This is a genomic window from Enterobacter sp. 6722112 (genome assembly GCF_058661685.1).
The window spans coordinates 3,870,342-3,888,452 of the sequence record NZ_JBZWGR010000007.1 but is presented as its reverse complement, the minus strand read 5'-3'; the positions used below and the strand labels follow the sequence as shown (position 1 = coordinate 3,888,452).

The following is an 18,111-nucleotide window of genomic DNA, read 5'->3' as shown; positions in this document are numbered from 1 at the left end:
ACGAAAGATGGCTGTACGTAAACGCTTTATCGCGGGCGCAAAATGCCCATCCTGCCAGGCGCAAGATACACTGGCCATGTGGCGTGAAAATAATATCGATATCGTTGAATGTGTTAAGTGCGGTCACCAGATGCGTGAGGCCGACAAAGAAGCCCGCGATCACGTTCGCAAAGAAGAGCAAGTGATCGGCATTTTTCATCCAGACTAGCGATATGCTCTGAGTTTTTTTAAGCTTAAGGGTACACGGGTGCAGATTTCCGCTACAATCTGCGCCAGCAATTTTCCCACGCTCAGGAGATATCATGAAAGTAGCAAAAGACCTGGTGGTCAGCCTGGCCTATCAGGTACGTACAGAAGACGGTGTGTTGGTTGATGAGTCTCCGGTGAGTGCGCCGCTGGACTACCTGCATGGTCACGGTTCCCTGATTTCCGGCCTGGAAACGGCGCTGGAAGGCCATGAAGTTGGCGACAAATTCGACGTTGCTGTAGGCGCGAACGACGCTTACGGTCAGTATGACGACAACCTGGTTCAGCGCGTTCCTAAAGACGTATTCATGGGCGTTGACGAGTTGCAGGTTGGTATGCGCTTCCTGGCGGAAACTGACCAGGGGCCGGTTCCGGTTGAAATCACTGAAGTTGAAGACGACCACGTTGTGGTTGACGGCAACCACATGCTGGCGGGTCAGAACCTGAAGTTCAACGTAGAAGTTGTTGCGATCCGTGAAGCGACCGAAGAAGAGCTGGCTCATGGCCACGTTCACGGTGCGCACGGTCACGACCATGACCACGATCACGGCCACGACGGCTGCTGCGGTGGTCACGGCCACGACCATGGTCATGACCACGGCCACGGTAAAGGTGGTTGTGGTAACGGCGGCTGCGGTTGCCACTGATTCCGTACTCCGGAAAATAAAAAAGCGGGATAATCCCGCTTTTTTTACGCCTCAATAATGAGGTGGTGGCGTCTCTTCTGACTGAGAGGCAATGTTTGACGGCTGCGTGGCCTTCAGCTTTTCCGTCAGCAGGCGCATGTGATCGCGCAGTTTTGCCATTTCAAGCTCATGGGCCGTCACGGTCTGGTTCAGTTCTTCGATGGTGATGTCCTGAAAAGCCAGGCGGCTTTCCAGCTCAGCCAGTCTCGCTTCGATCGTTGTATCCTTCATCATTCACCTCGTTTATCTCTCATTCGCCATAATGGACCAGCGGCGGCGAAGTTTAGCTGACTTTTTCCCTAAGTACAGTATCCATCTCCCTGACAAGAAACTTATTTAAACAAAAATAGTCTGAAAAGAAGCGACATTCGGGGGAGTCTGTCTGTAGATTTCTTCCACAACGTTTTATAGTACGTCACTCATTTACGTTTAACACTGGGGTGAGAGACCTCAGGTCCTGGAGATATGGATGAAATCACTGTTTAAAGTTACGCTGCTGGCGACCACTATGGCTGTAGCGCTCAATGCGCCGCTGTCTTTCGCTGCTGATACTGCTGCGAAGCCTGCTGCGACTACAGACAGCAAAGCGGCATTCAAAAATGACGACCAGAAATCCGCCTACGCACTTGGCGCGTCTCTGGGTCGTTACATGGAAAACTCTCTGAAAGAACAAGAGAAACTGGGCATCAAACTGGACAAAAACCAGCTGATCGCAGGGGTTCAGGATGCGTTCGCAGACAAGAGCAAACTGTCTGACCAGGAAATCGAGCAGACTCTGCAAGCGTTTGAAGCGCGCGTGAAAGGCGCCGCTCAGACCAAGATGGAAGCAGACGCTAAAGATAACGAAGCGAAAGGCAAAGCCTACCGCGACAAGTTCGCTAAAGAGAAAGGCGTTAAAACCTCTTCTACTGGCCTGATCTATAAAGTTGAGAAAGAAGGTACCGGCGACGCGCCTAAAGACAGCGACACCGTTGTGGTGAACTACAAAGGTACGCTGATCGACGGTAAAGAGTTCGATAACTCTTATACCCGTGGTGAGCCTCTCTCCTTCCGTCTGGATGGTGTGATCCCGGGCTGGACCGAAGGCCTGAAGAACATCAAGAAAGGCGGTAAAATCAAGCTGGTCATCCCACCGGATCTGGCTTACGGCAAAACCGGCGTTCCGGGTATCCCGGCTAACTCCACGCTGGTATTTGATGTAGAACTGCTGGACATCAAACCGGCGCCGAAAGCGGATGCGAAAACAGACGCACCGGCTGACGACAAAGCCGCAGCAGCTAAGAAGTAATCCTGAAAAAAACCGCCGCCTTTACAGGCGGCGGTTTTTTTATTGCGGGGCAGATATAATTAACACTGGAAAGCGTTATACACGCTGTATTAATTTAGTTGTCCGTGTAGATAATGAGCCTGCCCTGAAAACCTAACGACAGGCTCCTGAAAAGGAGTGTTTTTTTCATGTCCAGGTCGCTTTTAACCAACGAAACCAGTGAACTTGATTTGCTGGATCAACGTCCATTTGACCAGACCGACTTCGATATTCTGAAATCCTACGAAGCGGTAGTGGACGGGTTAGCGATGCTCATTGGTTCCCACTGCGAAATCGTATTGCATTCCCTGCAAGATCTTAAGTGTTCCGCTATCCGCATTGCGAATGGTGAGCACACTGGCCGTAAAATTGGTTCGCCAATAACCGACCTTGCATTGCGTATGTTGCATGACATGACCGGCGCGGACAGCAGCGTCTCAAAATGCTATTTCACCCGCGCCAAAAGTGGCGTGCTGATGAAATCAGAAACGATCGCGATTCGAAATCGCGAACACCGGGTAATCGGTTTGCTGTGCATCAACATGAACCTTGATGTGCCATTCTCGCAAATCATGAGCACCTTCATCCCGCCAGAAACGCCGGACGTGGGCTCATCGGTGAACTTTGCTTCTTCGGTTGAGGATCTCGTGACCCAGACGCTGGAGTTCACCATTGAAGAGGTGAATGCCGATCGCAACGTATCCAACAACGCCAAGAATCGTCAGATCGTCCTGAACCTCTATGAGAAAGGGATTTTTGATATCAAAGATGCCATCAACCAGGTGGCCGATCGCCTGAATATCTCCAAACACACGGTTTACCTCTATATTCGCCAGTTCAAAAGCGGCGACTTCCTGGGACAAGACAAGTAATGCGTTTTGCGTTAATGGTGACGGGCCCGGCGTACGGTACCCAGCAGGCCAGCAGCGCGCTACAGTTTGCCCATGCGCTGCTTGATGCCGGTCATGAACTGGCAAGCGTCTTCTTTTATCGCGAAGGCGTATATAACGCGAACCAGTTTACGTCTCCGGCGAGCGATGAGTTTGACCTCGTGCGCGCCTGGCAAAAATTAAACGAAACGCAGGGCGTTGACCTGCATATCTGCGTCGCGGCGGCACTGCGTCGCGGCGTGACGGATGTGACCGAAGCCGAACGCCTTGGTCTGGCGGGGGCTAACCTGCAACCGGGCTTTTCGCTCAGCGGACTGGGTGCCCTGGCACAGGCGGCGTTGACCTGCGACAGAGTGGTGCAATTTTGATGAAGCGCGTAGCGTTTGTTTTTACTTCTGCGCCGCATGGCAGCGCTTCAGGCCGGGAAGGGCTGGATGCATTGCTCGCGACATCGGCTTTAACCGAAGATATCGGCGTCTTCTTTTTAGGCGATGGCGTATTCCAGCTTCTGGCAGGCCAACAACCGCAGGCCATTCTTGCGCGCGACTACATTGCGACCTTTAAAGTTCTGCCGCTCTATGACATTGAAACCTTCTATGTGTGCGCCGACTCGCTGGCCGCGCGTGGGTTAAACGAGAAAACACCGTTCGTGCTGGACGTGACGATCCTGACATCTGCTGCGCTGCGCGAACAACTCTCTCACTACGATACCGTTCTGACTTTCTGAGGCTGTCATGCTCCATACCCTGAGCCGTTCACCGTGGCAATGCGATATCGACACGTTACTGAGCATGCTGCGCGAAGGTGATGATCTGCTGCTGATTCAGGATGGCGTGCTTGCGGCGCTTGAAGGCAGCCGTTTTGTTGAAATCCTCGCTAATGCCCCCATAACAGTCTCTGCGCTGAAAGAGGATCTGGATGCGCGGGGTCTTTCTGGTCAAATTTCAGCCAAAATTGACGTGGTTGGCTATACTGATTTCGTCAATCTTACTGTGACGCACGCCAGTCAAATGAACTGGTGATTTGAGATCGCTGTATATTTCTTGACACCTTTTCGACGTAGCCCTAAAATTTCGCGTCCTCATATTGTATGAGGTCGTTTTATTACGTGTTTACGAAGCAAAAGCTAAAACCAGGAGCTATTTAATGGCAACAGTTAACCAGCTGGTACGCAAACCACGTGCACGCAAAGTTGCAAAAAGCAACGTGCCTGCGCTGGAAGCCTGCCCGCAGAAACGTGGCGTATGTACTCGTGTATATACCACCACTCCTAAAAAACCAAACTCCGCACTGCGTAAAGTATGCCGTGTGCGTTTGACTAACGGTTTCGAAGTGACTTCCTACATCGGTGGTGAAGGTCACAACCTTCAGGAGCACTCCGTGATCCTGATCCGTGGCGGTCGTGTTAAAGACCTTCCGGGTGTTCGTTACCACACCGTTCGTGGTGCGCTGGACTGCTCAGGTGTTAAAGACCGTAAGCAGGCTCGCTCCAAGTACGGCGTGAAGCGTCCTAAGGCTTAATGGTTCTCCGTTAAGTAAGGCCAAACTGATTTATCTTAATGTCAAACTAAACTCGTAGAGTTTTGGACAATCCTGAATTAACAACGGAGTAATCCCATGCCACGTCGTCGCGTCATTGGTCAGCGTAAAATTCTTCCAGATCCGAAATTCGGATCAGAACTGCTGGCAAAATTTGTAAATATCCTGATGGTAGATGGTAAAAAATCTACCGCAGAAGCAATCGTATACAGCGCGCTGGAGACCCTGGCTCAGCGTTCTGGTAAAAATGAACTGGAAGCCTTCGAAGTCGCTCTCGACAACGTGCGCCCGACTGTAGAAGTTAAGTCTCGCCGCGTTGGTGGTTCTACTTATCAGGTTCCAGTTGAAGTTCGTCCGGTTCGTCGTAATGCTCTGGCAATGCGTTGGATCGTTGAAGCTGCTCGTAAACGCGGTGATAAATCCATGGCTCTGCGTCTGGCGAACGAACTTTCTGATGCTGCGGAAAACAAAGGTACCGCAGTTAAGAAACGTGAAGACGTTCACCGTATGGCAGAAGCCAACAAGGCGTTCGCACACTACCGTTGGTAATCCCTTCGGAGTCGTAGTCACCAGGCGGGCGCTTCAGAGAAGCCGCCCGCTCTGGGTAACTTAACTGAACGCCTAAAGATATAAACGAGGAATCAAATGGCTCGTACAACACCCATCGCACGCTACCGTAACATCGGTATCAGTGCGCACATCGACGCCGGTAAAACCACTACTACCGAACGTATTCTGTTCTACACCGGTGTAAACCATAAAATCGGTGAAGTTCATGACGGCGCAGCCACCATGGACTGGATGGAACAGGAGCAGGAGCGTGGTATTACTATCACCTCCGCAGCGACTACTGCATTCTGGTCAGGTATGGCTAAGCAGTACGAACCGCATCGCGTAAACATCATCGACACCCCAGGGCACGTTGACTTCACCATCGAAGTAGAACGTTCCATGCGTGTTCTTGACGGCGCGGTAATGGTTTATTGCGCAGTTGGTGGTGTTCAGCCACAGTCTGAAACCGTATGGCGTCAGGCAAACAAATATAAAGTTCCACGCATCGCGTTCGTTAACAAAATGGACCGTATGGGTGCTAACTTCCTGAAAGTTGTTGGCCAGATCAAAACCCGTCTGGGCGCGAACCCTGTTCCGCTTCAGCTGGCAATTGGTGCTGAAGAAGGTTTCACCGGCGTTATCGACCTGGTGAAAATGAAAGCCATCAACTGGAACGAAGCAGATGCGGGCGTTACCTTCGAATACGAAGATATCCCGGCAGAGATGCAGGACCTGGCTGACGAATGGCACCAGAACCTGATCGAATCCGCAGCAGAAGCTTCTGAAGAGCTGATGGAGAAATACCTGGGTGGTGAAGAACTGTCTGAGCAAGAGATCAAATCTGCTCTGCGTCAGCGCGTTCTGAACAACGAAATCATCCTGGTAACCTGTGGTTCTGCGTTCAAGAACAAAGGTGTTCAGGCGATGCTGGATGCGGTAGTTGACTACCTGCCATCCCCGGTTGACGTTCCTGCGATCAACGGCATCCTGGACGACGGTAAAGATACTCCGGCTGAGCGTCACGCAAGTGATGACGAGCCGTTCTCTGCACTGGCGTTCAAAATTGCTACCGACCCATTCGTGGGTAACCTGACCTTCTTCCGCGTTTACTCTGGTGTGGTTAACTCCGGTGACACCATCCTGAACTCCGTGAAAGCGGCGCGTGAACGTTTTGGCCGTATCGTACAGATGCACGCTAACAAACGTGAAGAGATCAAAGAAGTTCGTGCGGGCGACATCGCTGCTGCTATCGGTCTGAAAGACGTGACCACTGGTGACACCCTGTGTGACCCGGATCACCCGATCATTCTGGAGCGTATGGAATTCCCTGAGCCGGTAATCTCCATCGCAGTTGAACCAAAAACCAAAGCTGACCAGGAAAAAATGGGTCTGGCTCTGGGCCGTCTGGCGAAAGAAGACCCATCATTCCGCGTATGGACTGATGAAGAATCTAACCAGACCATCATCGCTGGTATGGGTGAACTGCACCTGGACATCATCGTTGACCGTATGAAGCGTGAATTCAACGTTGAAGCAAACGTGGGTAAACCTCAGGTTGCTTACCGCGAAGCGATTCGCGCGAAAGTTACCGATGTTGAAGGTAAACACGCTAAGCAGTCTGGTGGTCGCGGTCAGTACGGTCACGTTGTGATCGACATGTACCCACTGGAGCCGGGCTCTAACCCTAAAGGTTACGAGTTCATCAACGACATCAAAGGTGGTGTAATTCCTGGCGAATACATCCCTGCCGTTGATAAAGGCATCCAGGAGCAGCTGAAAGCTGGTCCTCTGGCTGGTTACCCGGTTGTAGACATGGGTGTTCGTCTGCACTTCGGTTCTTACCACGACGTTGACTCCTCTGAACTGGCGTTTAAACTGGCTGCGTCTATTGCCTTTAAAGAAGGCTTTAAGAAAGCAAAACCAGTTCTGCTTGAGCCGATCATGAAGGTTGAAGTAGAAACTCCTGAAGAGAACACCGGTGACGTTATCGGTGACTTGAGCCGTCGTCGCGGTATGCTGCGTGGTCAGGAATCCGAAGTAACTGGCGTTAAGATCCACGCTGAAGTTCCGCTGTCTGAAATGTTCGGATATGCGACTCAGCTGCGTTCTCTGACCAAAGGTCGTGCATCATACACTATGGAATTCCTGAAGTATGATGATGCGCCGAACAACGTTGCTCAGGCCGTTATCGAAGCCCGTGGTAAGTAATCCACAGGATTAAAACCTAAGTCCCGTGCTCTCTCCGAAGGGGAGAGCACTATAGTAAGGAATATAGCCGTGTCTAAAGAAAAATTTGAACGTACAAAACCGCACGTCAACGTTGGTACTATCGGCCACGTTGACCATGGTAAAACTACCCTGACTGCTGCAATCACCACCGTACTGGCTAAAACCTACGGCGGTGCTGCTCGTGCTTTCGACCAGATCGATAACGCACCAGAAGAAAAAGCTCGTGGTATCACCATCAACACCTCTCACGTTGAGTATGACACCCCGACTCGCCACTACGCACACGTAGACTGCCCAGGCCACGCCGACTATGTTAAAAACATGATCACCGGTGCTGCGCAGATGGACGGCGCGATCCTGGTTGTTGCTGCGACTGACGGCCCTATGCCTCAGACTCGTGAGCACATCCTGCTGGGTCGTCAGGTAGGCGTTCCTTTCATCATCGTGTTCCTGAACAAATGTGACATGGTTGATGACGAAGAGCTGCTGGAACTGGTAGAGATGGAAGTTCGTGAACTGCTGTCTCAGTACGATTTCCCAGGCGACGACACTCCAATCGTTCGTGGTTCCGCGCTGAAAGCGCTGGAAGGCGAAGCAGAGTGGGAAGAGAAAATCATCGAACTGGCTGGCTACCTGGATTCTTACATCCCAGAACCAGAGCGTGCGATTGACAAGCCATTCCTGCTGCCAATCGAAGACGTATTCTCCATCTCCGGTCGTGGTACCGTTGTTACCGGTCGTGTAGAGCGCGGTATCATCAAAGTTGGTGAAGAAGTTGAAATCGTTGGTATCAAAGAGACTGCGAAGTCTACCTGTACTGGCGTTGAAATGTTCCGCAAACTGCTGGACGAAGGCCGTGCTGGTGAGAACGTTGGTGTTCTGCTGCGTGGTATCAAACGTGAAGAAATCGAACGTGGTCAGGTTCTGGCGAAGCCAGGCTCAATCAAGCCACACACCAAGTTCGAATCTGAAGTGTACATTCTGTCCAAAGACGAAGGCGGCCGTCATACTCCGTTCTTCAAAGGCTACCGTCCACAGTTCTACTTCCGTACAACTGACGTGACCGGTACCATCGAACTGCCAGAAGGCGTAGAGATGGTAATGCCAGGCGACAACATCAAGATGGTTGTGACGCTGATCCACCCAATCGCGATGGACGACGGTCTGCGTTTCGCAATCCGTGAAGGCGGCCGTACCGTTGGCGCGGGCGTTGTTGCTAAAGTTCTGGGCTAATTAATTAGCCCTGAAATAAAAAGGACGCTCCGGCGTCCTTTTTTGTTTTCTGCCGTTGGGGCATTGTCATAAAAATTCGCATTTTTTGCTTTCTCCCGCCACGTATTCCGACGCCCGCGCTATTGTAATCATAACCATTCTCACTTACACTTTGCGCATATTTTGAACGGGAGTCTTTATGTACGTTTGTTTATGTAATGGTGTAAGCGACAAAAAAATTCGTCAGGCCGTTCGCCAGTTTCAACCACAATCTTTCCAGCAGCTTCGCAAGTTTGTTCCGGTGGGAAATCAATGCGGTAAATGCGTTCGCGCAGCGCGTGAGATCATGCAGGACGAACTGATGCAGATCCCGGAATTCAAAGAGATCGCGTAAGCCTCTATCTTTTTTTTGACATCCCCGTAGCCCGATCTACGCTTCAATGAGTGGAAGCGGAGGGACTATATAATGAAAGGTGATGTTAAAATCATAAGTTATCTCAATAAATTATTGGGAAATGAGCTTGTCGCAATCAATCAGTATTTTCTCCATGCAAGAATGTTTAAAAACTGGGGACTGACTCGCCTCAACGATGTTGAATACCATGAGTCCATTGATGAAATGAAACACGCCGATAAATACATTGAGCGTATTTTATTCCTCGAAGGCATTCCTAACCTACAGGATCTCGGAAAACTGGGCATCGGAGAAGATGTCGAAGAGATGCTGCGTTCTGATCTCCGGCTGGAGCTGGAGGGTGCAAAAGATCTGCGTGAAGCCATTGCCTATGCGGACAGCGTACATGACTACGTCAGCCGCGATATGATGATCCAGATCCTGGCCGATGAAGAAGGGCACATCGACTGGCTTGAGACCGAACTGGATCTCATTAGCAAAATTGGCCTACAGAACTACCTTCAGTCTCAGATCAAAGTGGAAAGTTAATCAGGCTTTCCCAGCCAACGCATAAACCCGCTGCCGCCAGAAATGGCCCAAAAGGCAGTGGGTTTTTTAATGCCTGCTTATCAGGGGTAAACAACGAGAAAGCAACCAGATACAGCAGAGCCATTAACGCGGCCACTAATGCCAGTATTGGTAGTACACACCAGCCATGCCATGCCCCCAGCGCCGCCAGATATTTTATGTCGCCATATCCCATCCCTTCACGTCGGCAGATGAGCCGGTATCCCCAATAGATAATGGCGAATCCGGCATATCCTGTCATCGCACCCACTACCGCGCTCGGCAAAAAATCAGGATGGAGACAAAGCTGGTAGAGCAGGCCCGTCCATAGCAGCGGACAAAGAAATTTATCGGGAAGAAGCCCCGTGCGGATATCGGTGCGAACAAGCAAGGCCGATAACGCAAAATAGATCAACAGAAAGGGGAGGGACAGTAGCATAGCGAGAGCCTCAAAATGGTTTGAGCGCATACTCGTAATAATCTGCATGCCCGGCAATGTGTAAAAACAGCAATTGCGTAGCGGCTTCATACAAAGAGTTGAGAAGGGATACTTTGCATAAAAAATTGCGCGGCCTTACGTATAGTACGTCTTTGGCGCTTAATTTCTAAACGGCACTTGCGTCTTTCTCTGATTTACGTATAATGCGCGGGCTTGTCGTAATTGACGGCGGGTTCAATCTGAACCAGAGTAGCTCACTTTGTTACTCAACAATGCTCCCAATTGGGGAGCTACGTAAGAACGGTTACACTCTCCCATCAATCGTAATGGGTTTGAGGAGTAATCATTTTCGTTTATAAAATAATTGGAGCTCTGGTCTCATGCAGAACCAAAGAATCCGTATCCGCCTTAAAGCGTTTGATCATCGTCTGATCGATCAATCAACCGCGGAAATCGTCGAGACTGCTAAGCGCACTGGTGCGCAAGTCCGTGGTCCGATCCCGCTGCCGACCCGCAAAGAGCGCTTTACCGTTCTGATCTCTCCGCACGTTAACAAAGATGCGCGTGATCAGTACGAAATCCGCACTCACAAGCGTCTGGTTGACATCGTTGAGCCAACTGAGAAAACCGTTGATGCTCTGATGCGTCTGGATCTGGCTGCCGGTGTAGACGTGCAGATCAGCCTGGGTTAATCAGGTCATCGAGCGATTGAGAGGTTGAAACAATGATTGGTTTAGTCGGTAAAAAAGTGGGTATGACCCGCATCTTCACTGAAGATGGCGTTTCTATCCCAGTAACCGTAATCGAAGTTGAAGCAAACCGCGTTACTCAGGTTAAAGATCTGGCTAACGATGGCTACCGCGCTATTCAGGTTACCACTGGTGCTAAAAAAGCTAACCGTGTAACCAAACCAGAAGCGGGTCACTTCGCTAAAGCTGGCGTTGAAGCTGGCCGTGGTCTGTGGGAATTCCGTCTTGCTGAAGGCGAAGAGTTCACCGTAGGTCAGGACATTAGCGTTGAGCTGTTTGCTGACGTTAAAAAAGTTGACGTAACCGGTACCTCTAAAGGTAAAGGTTTTGCTGGTACCGTTAAGCGCTGGAACTTCCGTACCCAGGACGCTACTCACGGTAACTCCTTGTCTCACCGCGTTCCGGGTTCTATCGGTCAGAACCAGACTCCGGGCAAAGTGTTCAAAGGCAAGAAAATGGCAGGTCAGCTGGGCAACGAACGTGTAACCGTTCAGAGCCTGGACGTAGTACGTGTTGACGCTGAGCGCAACCTGCTGCTGGTTAAAGGTGCGGTCCCGGGTGCAACCGGTAGCGACCTGATCGTTAAACCAGCTGTGAAGGCGTAAGGGGATAGCAATGGAATTAGTATTGAAAGACGCGCAGAGCGCGCTGACTGTTTCCGAAACTACCTTCGGTCGTGATTTCAACGAAGCGCTGGTTCACCAGGTTGTTGTTGCTTATGCAGCTGGTGCTCGTCAGGGTACTCGTGCTCAGAAGACTCGTGCTGAAGTAACTGGTTCAGGCAAAAAGCCATGGCGCCAGAAAGGTACCGGCCGTGCGCGTTCAGGTTCTATCAAGAGCCCGATCTGGCGTTCAGGTGGCGTGACCTTCGCTGCGCGTCCACAGGACCACAGTCAAAAAGTTAACAAAAAGATGTACCGCGGCGCGCTGAAAAGCATTCTGTCCGAACTGGTACGTCAGGATCGTCTGATCGTTGTCGAGAAGTTCTCTGTTGAAGCGCCTAAAACTAAGCTGCTGGCACAGAAACTGAAAGACATGGCTCTGGAAGATGTGCTGATCATCACCGGTGAGCTGGACGAGAACCTGTTCCTGGCCGCGCGTAACCTGCACAAGGTTGACGTACGCGACGCGACTGGTATCGACCCGGTTAGCCTGATCGCCTTCGACAAAGTCGTAATGACTGCTGATGCTGTTAAGCAAGTTGAGGAGATGCTGGCATGATTCGTGAAGAACGTCTGCTGAAGGTGCTGCGCGCACCGCACGTTTCTGAAAAAGCGTCTACTGCGATGGAAAAAACAAACACCATCGTTCTCAAAGTTGCTAAAGACGCGACCAAAGCAGAGATCAAAGCTGCTGTGCAGAAACTGTTTGAAGTCGAAGTCGAAGTCGTTAACACCCTGGTAGTTAAAGGGAAAGTTAAACGTCACGGACAGCGTATCGGTCGTCGTAGCGACTGGAAAAAAGCTTACGTCACCCTGAAAGAAGGCCAGAACCTGGACTTCGTTGGCGGCGCTGAGTAAGTCGGAGGAGTAATACAATGGCAGTTGTTAAATGTAAACCGACATCTCCGGGTCGTCGCCACGTAGTTAAAGTGGTTAACCCTGAGCTGCACAAGGGCAAACCTTTTGCTCCGTTGCTGGAAAAAAACAGCAAATCCGGTGGTCGTAACAACAATGGCCGTATCACCACTCGTCACATCGGTGGTGGCCACAAGCAGGCTTATCGTATTGTTGACTTCAAACGCAACAAAGACGGTATCCCAGCAGTTGTTGAGCGTCTTGAGTACGATCCGAACCGTTCCGCGAACATCGCGCTGGTTCTGTACAAAGATGGCGAACGCCGTTACATCCTGGCCCCTAAAGGCCTGAAAGCTGGCGACCAGATTCAGTCTGGCGTTGATGCTGCAATCAAAGCAGGCAACACCCTGCCGATGCGCAATATCCCGGTTGGTTCTACCGTTCATAACGTAGAAATGAAACCAGGTAAAGGCGGTCAGCTGGCGCGTTCCGCGGGTACTTACGTTCAGATCGTTGCGCGTGACGGTGCTTATGTCACCCTGCGTCTGCGTTCTGGTGAAATGCGTAAAGTCGAAGCAGACTGCCGCGCTACTCTGGGCGAAGTTGGCAATGCTGAGCATATGCTGCGCGTTCTGGGTAAAGCTGGTGCTGCACGCTGGCGTGGTGTTCGTCCTACCGTTCGCGGTACTGCGATGAACCCAGTCGACCACCCACATGGTGGTGGTGAAGGTCGTAACTTTGGTAAGCACCCGGTAACTCCGTGGGGCGTTCAGACCAAAGGTAAGAAGACCCGCAGCAACAAGCGTACTGATAAATTTATCGTACGTCGCCGTAGCAAATAATTTTAGAGGATAAGCCATGCCACGTTCTCTCAAGAAAGGTCCTTTTATTGACCTGCACTTGCTGAAGAAGGTAGAGAAAGCGGTGGAAAGCGGAGACAAGAAGCCCCTGCGCACTTGGTCCCGTCGTTCAACGATCTTTCCTAACATGATCGGTTTGACCATCGCTGTCCATAATGGTCGTCAGCACGTTCCAGTCTTTGTTACCGACGAAATGGTTGGTCACAAACTGGGTGAATTCGCACCGACTCGTACTTATCGCGGCCACGCTGCTGATAAAAAAGCGAAGAAGAAATAAGGTAGGAGGAAGAGATGGAAACTTTAGCTCAACATCGCCATGCTCGTTCTTCTGCACAGAAGGTTCGCCTTGTTGCTGACCTGATTCGCGGTAAGAAAGTGTCGCAGGCCCTGGACATCCTGACCTATACCAACAAGAAAGCTGCGGTATTGGTCAAGAAAGTACTGGAATCTGCCATTGCTAACGCTGAACACAACGATGGCGCTGACATCGACGATCTGAAAGTCGCGAAAATTTTCGTAGATGAAGGCCCAAGCATGAAGCGCATTATGCCGCGTGCGAAAGGTCGTGCAGATCGCATCCTGAAGCGCACCAGCCACATTACTGTGGTTGTGTCCGATCGCTGAGACTCTGGAGACTAGCAATGGGTCAGAAAGTACATCCTAATGGTATTCGCCTGGGTATTGTAAAACCATGGAACTCTACCTGGTTTGCGAACACCAAAGAATTCGCTGACAACCTGGACAGCGATTTTAAAGTACGTCAGTACCTGACTAAGGAACTGGCTAAAGCGTCTGTATCTCGTATCGTTATCGAGCGTCCAGCTAAGAGCATCCGTGTGACTATTCACACTGCTCGCCCTGGCATCGTTATCGGTAAGAAAGGCGAAGACGTAGAAAAACTGCGCAAGGTCGTAGCGGATATCGCTGGCGTTCCTGCACAGATCAATATCGCTGAAGTTCGTAAGCCTGAACTGGACGCTAAATTGGTTGCTGACAGCATCACTTCTCAGCTGGAACGTCGCGTTATGTTCCGTCGTGCTATGAAGCGTGCTGTACAGAACGCAATGCGTCTGGGCGCTAAAGGTATCAAAGTTGAAGTTAGCGGCCGTCTGGGCGGCGCGGAAATCGCACGTACCGAATGGTACCGCGAAGGTCGCGTACCGCTGCACACTCTGCGTGCTGACATCGACTACAACACCTCTGAAGCGCACACCACTTACGGTGTAATCGGCGTTAAGGTATGGATCTTCAAAGGTGAGATCCTGGGTGGTATGGCTGCTGTTGAACAACCGGAAAAACCGGCTGCTCAACCTAAAAAGCAGCAGCGTAAAGGCCGTAAATAAGGAGCGTCGCTGATGTTACAACCAAAGCGTACAAAATTCCGTAAAGTGCACAAAGGCCGCAACCGTGGTCTGGCGCAGGGTACGGATGTTAGCTTCGGCACTTTCGGTCTGAAAGCTGTTGGCCGTGGTCGTCTGACTGCACGTCAGATCGAAGCAGCACGTCGTGCAATGACCCGTGCAGTTAAGCGTCAAGGTAAGATCTGGATCCGTGTATTCCCGGACAAACCGATCACCGAGAAGCCACTGGAAGTTCGTATGGGTAAAGGTAAAGGTAACGTGGAGTACTGGGTTGCCTTGATCCAACCGGGCAAAGTCCTTTATGAAATGGACGGTGTTCCGGAAGAGCTGGCCCGTGAAGCCTTCGGCCTGGCAGCAGCGAAACTGCCTATCAAAACCACCTTTGTAACTAAGACGGTGATGTAATGAAAGCAAAAGAGCTGCGTGAAAAAAGCGTTGAAGAGCTGAACGCTGAGCTGCTGAACCTGCTGCGTGAGCAGTTCAACCTGCGTATGCAGGCTGCAAGTGGCCAGCTGCAACAGACTCACCTGCTGAAGCAAGTGCGTCGCAATGTTGCGCGCGTTAAGACTTTACTGACTCAGAAGGCGGGTGCGTAATGACCGATAAAATCCGTACTCTGCAAGGTCGTGTTGTTAGCGATAAAATGGAGAAATCCATTGTTGTAGCTATCGAACGTTTTGTGAAACACCCGATCTACGGTAAATTCATCAAGCGTACGACCAAACTGCACGTACATGACGAGAACAACGAATGTGGTATCGGCGACAAGGTTGAAATCCGTGAATGCCGTCCACTGTCCAAGACTAAGTCCTGGACGCTGGTTCGCGTTGTAGAGAAAGCGGTTCTGTAATAGAGTACGCATTCTCAATACGAATAAACGGCTCAGCGATGAGCCGTTTATTTTTTCTACCCATATTGCAGAAGCGGTGTTATAATGCCGCGCCCTCGATATGGGGCTTTTTAACGGCTCTGATTTTAGAGTCTCAGGTAGTAGTTGACATTAGCGGAGCACTAAAATGATCCAAGAACAGACTATGCTGAACGTCGCCGACAACTCCGGTGCACGTCGCGTAATGTGTATCAAGGTTCTGGGTGGCTCGCACCGTCGCTACGCAGGCGTAGGCGACATCATCAAGATCACCATCAAGGAAGCAATTCCACGTGGTAAGGTCAAAAAAGGTGATGTGCTGAAGGCGGTAGTGGTGCGCACCAAGAAGGGTGTTCGTCGCCCTGACGGTTCTGTCATTCGCTTCGATGGTAATGCATGCGTTATTTTAAACAATAACAGCGAGCAGCCTATCGGCACGCGTATCTTTGGGCCGGTAACTCGTGAACTTCGTACTGAGAAGTTCATGAAAATTATCTCTCTGGCACCAGAAGTACTCTAAGGAGCGAATCATGGCAGCGAAAATCCGTCGTGATGACGAAGTTATCGTGTTAACCGGTAAAGATAAAGGTAAACGCGGTAAAGTAAAAAATGTTCTGTCTTCCGGCAAACTTGTCGTTGAAGGTATCAACCTGGTTAAGAAACATCAGAAGCCGGTTCCGGCCCTGAACCAACCAGGCGGCATCGTTGAAAAAGAAGCTGCTATTCAGGTTTCTAACGTTGCAATCTTCAATGCGGCTACCGGCAAGGCTGACCGTGTAGGCTTTAGATTCGAAGACGGTAAAAAAGTCCGTTTCTTCAAATCTAACAGCGAAACTATCAAGTAATTTGGAGTAGTACGATGGCGAAACTGCATGATTACTACAAAGACGAAGTAGTTAACAAACTCATGACTGAGTTTAACTACAATTCTGTCATGCAAGTCCCTCGGGTCGAGAAGATCACCCTGAACATGGGTGTTGGTGAAGCGATCGCTGACAAGAAACTGCTGGATAACGCAGCAGCTGACCTGACAGCAATCTCCGGTCAAAAACCGCTGATCACCAAAGCACGCAAATCTGTTGCAGGCTTCAAAATCCGTCAGGGCTATCCGATCGGCTGTAAAGTAACTCTGCGTGGCGAACGCATGTGGGAGTTCCTTGAGCGCCTGATCACTATTGCTGTTCCACGTATCCGTGACTTCCGTGGCTTGTCCGCTAAGTCTTTCGACGGTCGTGGTAACTACAGCATGGGTGTCCGTGAGCAGATCATCTTCCCAGAAATCGACTACGATAAAGTCGACCGCGTGCGTGGTTTGGATATTACCATTACCACTACTGCGAAATCTGATGAAGAAGGCCGTGCTCTGCTGGCTGCCTTTGACTTCCCGTTCCGCAAGTAAGGTAGGGTTACTGAATGGCTAAGCAATCAATGAAAGCACGCGAAGTAAAGCGCGTAGCTTTAGCTGATAAATTCTTCGCTAAACGCGCTGAACTGAAAGCGATCATTTCTGATGTGAACGCTTCCGACGAAGATCGTTGGAATGCGGTTCTCAAGCTGCAGTCTCTGCCGCGTGATTCCAGCCCGTCTCGTCAGCGTAACCGCTGTCGTCAAACAGGTCGTCCACATGGTTATGTGGGCAAGTTTGGGTTGAGCCGTATCAAACTGCGTGAAGCCGCCATGCGCGGTGAAGTGCCAGGCTTGAAAAAGGCTAGCTGGTAATTACCAATTGAATCACGGGAGTAAAGACAGATGAGCATGCAAGATCCGATCGCGGATATGCTGACCCGTATCCGTAACGGTCAGGCCGCGAACAAAGTTGCGGTCACCATGCCTTCCGCCAAGCTGAAAGTGGCAATTGCCAACGTGCTGAAGGAAGAAGGTTTTATCGAAGATTTTAAAGTTGAAGGCGACACCAAGCCGGAACTGGAACTTACTCTCAAGTATTTCCAGGGTAAAGCTGTTGTAGAAAGCATTCAGCGTGTCAGCCGCCCAGGCCTGCGCATCTATAAGAAAAAAGATGAGCTGCCAAAAGTAATGGCTGGTCTTGGTATCGCAGTTGTTTCTACCTCTAAAGGTGTTATGACTGATCGTGCAGCGCGCCAGGCTGGTCTTGGTGGCGAAATTATCTGCTACGTAGCCTAATCGGAGGAAAGAATGTCTCGTGTTGCTAAAGCACCGGTCGTTATTCCTGCCGGCGTTGATGTAAAAATCGACGGTCAGGTTATTACGATCAAAGGTAAAAACGGCGAGCTGACTCGTACCCTCAACAATGCTGTTGAAGTTAAACATGCAGATAACGCTCTGACCTTCGGTCCACGTGATGGTTTCGTGGATGGATGGGCTCAGGCTGGTACCGCGCGTGCCCTGCTGAACTCAATGGTTGTTGGTGTTACCGAAGGCTTCACTAAAAAGCTTCAGCTGGTTGGTGTAGGTTATCGTGCAGCTATCAAAGGGAATGCAGTAGGCCTGTCTCTGGGCTTCTCACACCCTGTTGAGCATCCGCTGCCGGCCGGTATCACTGCAGAATGCCCGACTCAGACTGAAATCGTGCTGAAAGGCGCTGATAAACAGCTGATCGGTCAGGTTGCAGCAGATCTGCGCGCCTACCGTCGTCCTGAGCCTTATAAAGGCAAGGGTGTTCGTTACGCCGACGAAGTCGTGCGTACCAAAGAGGCTAAGAAGAAGTAAGGTAACAC

General features: G+C 50.7%; 32 protein-coding genes. 30 read left to right on the top strand and 2 right to left on the bottom strand.

The features are described from left to right. The first annotated feature begins 7 nt into the window (after nt 1–7). On the top strand, nt 8–208 hold the full coding sequence (locus tag AC4OVU_RS20180) for a YheV family putative zinc ribbon protein (RefSeq protein WP_003861689.1): 201 nt from the start codon (nt 8–10) through the stop codon (nt 206–208). Between the two features lie 94 nt (nt 209–302). Beyond that, nucleotides 303–893: a peptidylprolyl isomerase gene (slyD, locus tag AC4OVU_RS20175; RefSeq protein WP_003861691.1), complete on the top strand. Its 591-nt coding sequence runs from the start codon at nt 303–305 to the stop codon at nt 891–893. Between the two features lie 51 nt (nt 894–944). On the opposite strand, the gene AC4OVU_RS20170 is transcribed toward slyD, so the two are convergent. Continuing rightward, nucleotides 945–1,163, bottom strand: coding sequence for a protein SlyX (locus AC4OVU_RS20170; RefSeq protein WP_003861693.1), 219 nt, complete (start codon nt 1,161–1,163; stop codon nt 945–947). Nucleotides 1,164–1,401: 238 nt separating this feature from the next. On the opposite strand from AC4OVU_RS20170, the gene fkpA reads away from it, so the two are divergent. The 11 genes from fkpA (at nt 1,402) to bfr (ending at nt 9,603) form a co-directional block, all read left to right on the top strand. Next, nucleotides 1,402–2,220 (top strand): FKBP-type peptidyl-prolyl cis-trans isomerase, encoded by an 819-nt coding sequence (fkpA, locus tag AC4OVU_RS20165; RefSeq protein WP_003861695.1) that lies wholly within the window; start codon nt 1,402–1,404, stop codon nt 2,218–2,220. Between the two features lie 167 nt (nt 2,221–2,387). Beyond that, nucleotides 2,388–3,110, top strand: coding sequence for a helix-turn-helix transcriptional regulator (locus AC4OVU_RS20160; RefSeq protein WP_003861697.1), 723 nt, complete (start codon nt 2,388–2,390; stop codon nt 3,108–3,110). Beyond that, entirely contained in the window at nt 3,110–3,496 is a 387-nt protein-coding gene (gene tusD / locus AC4OVU_RS20155; protein WP_015571410.1) for a sulfurtransferase complex subunit TusD, read from the top strand. The genes AC4OVU_RS20160 and tusD overlap by 1 nt, the downstream gene beginning before the upstream one ends. After that, nucleotides 3,496–3,855: a sulfurtransferase complex subunit TusC gene (gene tusC, locus AC4OVU_RS20150; RefSeq protein ID WP_003861700.1), complete on the top strand. Its 360-nt coding sequence runs from the start codon at nt 3,496–3,498 to the stop codon at nt 3,853–3,855. Before tusD ends, tusC begins: the two co-directional genes overlap by 1 nt. A 7-nt stretch (nt 3,856–3,862) precedes the next feature. Further along, the gene (gene tusB, locus AC4OVU_RS20145) at nt 3,863–4,150 is read left to right on the top strand and encodes a sulfurtransferase complex subunit TusB (RefSeq protein WP_015571409.1); all 288 of its coding nucleotides are present in this window, start codon (nt 3,863–3,865) and stop codon (nt 4,148–4,150) included. A gap of 124 nt (nt 4,151–4,274) precedes the next feature. After that, nucleotides 4,275–4,649, top strand: coding sequence for a 30S ribosomal protein S12 (gene rpsL, locus AC4OVU_RS20140; protein WP_000246815.1), 375 nt, complete (start codon nt 4,275–4,277; stop codon nt 4,647–4,649). Nucleotides 4,650–4,745: 96 nt separating this feature from the next. After that, nucleotides 4,746–5,216 carry a 30S ribosomal protein S7 gene (rpsG, locus tag AC4OVU_RS20135; RefSeq protein WP_003861706.1) on the top strand — a complete coding sequence of 157 codons (471 nt, stop codon included), beginning with the start codon at nt 4,746–4,748 and terminating at the stop codon, nt 5,214–5,216. Nucleotides 5,217–5,312: 96 nt separating this feature from the next. Beyond that, entirely contained in the window at nt 5,313–7,427 is a 2,115-nt protein-coding gene (gene fusA / locus AC4OVU_RS20130) for an elongation factor G (RefSeq protein WP_006812195.1), read from the top strand. Nucleotides 7,428–7,496: 69 nt separating this feature from the next. After that, a complete protein-coding gene (gene tuf, locus AC4OVU_RS20125) occupies nt 7,497–8,681 on the top strand; it encodes an elongation factor Tu (protein WP_017693880.1) in 1,185 nt (394 codons plus the stop codon). Between the two features lie 178 nt (nt 8,682–8,859). After that, nucleotides 8,860–9,054: a bacterioferritin-associated ferredoxin gene (bfd, locus tag AC4OVU_RS20120; RefSeq protein WP_003863268.1), complete on the top strand. Its 195-nt coding sequence runs from the start codon at nt 8,860–8,862 to the stop codon at nt 9,052–9,054. A gap of 72 nt (nt 9,055–9,126) precedes the next feature. Continuing rightward, a complete protein-coding gene (gene bfr / locus AC4OVU_RS20115; protein ID WP_003863270.1) occupies nt 9,127–9,603 on the top strand; it encodes a bacterioferritin in 477 nt (158 codons plus the stop codon). Here the strand turns inward: bfr and AC4OVU_RS20110 are convergent. Next, complete coding sequence (locus AC4OVU_RS20110; protein WP_017383731.1) at nt 9,587–10,060, bottom strand: prepilin peptidase; 474 nt, start codon at nt 10,058–10,060, stop codon at nt 9,587–9,589. The two genes, bfr and AC4OVU_RS20110, sit on opposite strands and share 17 nt — an antisense overlap. A 380-nt stretch (nt 10,061–10,440) precedes the next feature. On the opposite strand from AC4OVU_RS20110, the gene rpsJ reads away from it, so the two are divergent. The 17 genes from rpsJ to rplF all read left to right on the top strand — a co-directional run bounded on the left by rpsJ (nt 10,441) and on the right by rplF (nt 18,103). Beyond that, complete coding sequence (gene rpsJ / locus AC4OVU_RS20105; protein WP_001181005.1) at nt 10,441–10,752, top strand: 30S ribosomal protein S10; 312 nt, start codon at nt 10,441–10,443, stop codon at nt 10,750–10,752. Nucleotides 10,753–10,784: 32 nt separating this feature from the next. Further along, nucleotides 10,785–11,414, top strand: a complete 630-nt coding sequence (gene rplC / locus AC4OVU_RS20100) for a 50S ribosomal protein L3 (RefSeq protein ID WP_003863274.1) — start codon at nt 10,785–10,787, stop codon at nt 11,412–11,414. A 10-nt stretch (nt 11,415–11,424) separates the two neighbouring features. Further along, the gene (gene rplD / locus AC4OVU_RS20095; protein WP_000424395.1) at nt 11,425–12,030 is read left to right on the top strand and encodes a 50S ribosomal protein L4; all 606 of its coding nucleotides are present in this window, start codon (nt 11,425–11,427) and stop codon (nt 12,028–12,030) included. Further along, entirely contained in the window at nt 12,027–12,329 is a 303-nt protein-coding gene (gene rplW / locus AC4OVU_RS20090) for a 50S ribosomal protein L23 (RefSeq protein WP_000617546.1), read from the top strand. The genes rplD and rplW overlap by 4 nt, the downstream gene beginning before the upstream one ends. A gap of 17 nt (nt 12,330–12,346) precedes the next feature. Further along, complete coding sequence (rplB, locus tag AC4OVU_RS20085; protein WP_000301859.1) at nt 12,347–13,168, top strand: 50S ribosomal protein L2; 822 nt, start codon at nt 12,347–12,349, stop codon at nt 13,166–13,168. A 16-nt stretch (nt 13,169–13,184) separates the two neighbouring features. Next, nucleotides 13,185–13,463 (top strand): 30S ribosomal protein S19, encoded by a 279-nt coding sequence (gene rpsS, locus AC4OVU_RS20080; protein ID WP_001138117.1) that lies wholly within the window; start codon nt 13,185–13,187, stop codon nt 13,461–13,463. Between the two features lie 14 nt (nt 13,464–13,477). Continuing rightward, nucleotides 13,478–13,810 carry a 50S ribosomal protein L22 gene (gene rplV / locus AC4OVU_RS20075; protein WP_002919773.1) on the top strand — a complete coding sequence of 111 codons (333 nt, stop codon included), beginning with the start codon at nt 13,478–13,480 and terminating at the stop codon, nt 13,808–13,810. A 17-nt stretch (nt 13,811–13,827) separates the two neighbouring features. Further along, complete coding sequence (gene rpsC / locus AC4OVU_RS20070; RefSeq protein WP_000529945.1) at nt 13,828–14,529, top strand: 30S ribosomal protein S3; 702 nt, start codon at nt 13,828–13,830, stop codon at nt 14,527–14,529. Between the two features lie 12 nt (nt 14,530–14,541). Continuing rightward, nucleotides 14,542–14,952, top strand: coding sequence for a 50S ribosomal protein L16 (gene rplP / locus AC4OVU_RS20065; protein ID WP_002919759.1), 411 nt, complete (start codon nt 14,542–14,544; stop codon nt 14,950–14,952). Next, entirely contained in the window at nt 14,952–15,143 is a 192-nt protein-coding gene (gene rpmC, locus AC4OVU_RS20060; RefSeq protein ID WP_003863282.1) for a 50S ribosomal protein L29, read from the top strand. The genes rplP and rpmC overlap by 1 nt, the downstream gene beginning before the upstream one ends. Beyond that, nucleotides 15,143–15,397, top strand: a complete 255-nt coding sequence (gene rpsQ / locus AC4OVU_RS20055) for a 30S ribosomal protein S17 (protein WP_002438707.1) — start codon at nt 15,143–15,145, stop codon at nt 15,395–15,397. The genes rpmC and rpsQ overlap by 1 nt, the downstream gene beginning before the upstream one ends. 166 nt (nt 15,398–15,563) lie before the next feature. Continuing rightward, nucleotides 15,564–15,935 (top strand): 50S ribosomal protein L14, encoded by a 372-nt coding sequence (gene rplN, locus AC4OVU_RS20050; RefSeq protein WP_002919748.1) that lies wholly within the window; start codon nt 15,564–15,566, stop codon nt 15,933–15,935. A 10-nt stretch (nt 15,936–15,945) separates the two neighbouring features. Continuing rightward, entirely contained in the window at nt 15,946–16,260 is a 315-nt protein-coding gene (gene rplX / locus AC4OVU_RS20045; RefSeq protein ID WP_003863287.1) for a 50S ribosomal protein L24, read from the top strand. 14 nt (nt 16,261–16,274) lie between these two features. Next, the gene (gene rplE / locus AC4OVU_RS20040) at nt 16,275–16,814 is read left to right on the top strand and encodes a 50S ribosomal protein L5 (protein WP_003863290.1); all 540 of its coding nucleotides are present in this window, start codon (nt 16,275–16,277) and stop codon (nt 16,812–16,814) included. A 14-nt stretch (nt 16,815–16,828) separates the two neighbouring features. Continuing rightward, a complete protein-coding gene (gene rpsN / locus AC4OVU_RS20035) occupies nt 16,829–17,134 on the top strand; it encodes a 30S ribosomal protein S14 (protein WP_003863291.1) in 306 nt (101 codons plus the stop codon). A 30-nt stretch (nt 17,135–17,164) separates the two neighbouring features. Beyond that, the gene (gene rpsH / locus AC4OVU_RS20030) at nt 17,165–17,557 is read left to right on the top strand and encodes a 30S ribosomal protein S8 (protein ID WP_006178918.1); all 393 of its coding nucleotides are present in this window, start codon (nt 17,165–17,167) and stop codon (nt 17,555–17,557) included. Nucleotides 17,558–17,569: 12 nt separating this feature from the next. Further along, a complete protein-coding gene (gene rplF, locus AC4OVU_RS20025) occupies nt 17,570–18,103 on the top strand; it encodes a 50S ribosomal protein L6 (RefSeq protein WP_006178917.1) in 534 nt (177 codons plus the stop codon). Nucleotides 18,104–18,111 lie beyond the last annotated feature (8 nt).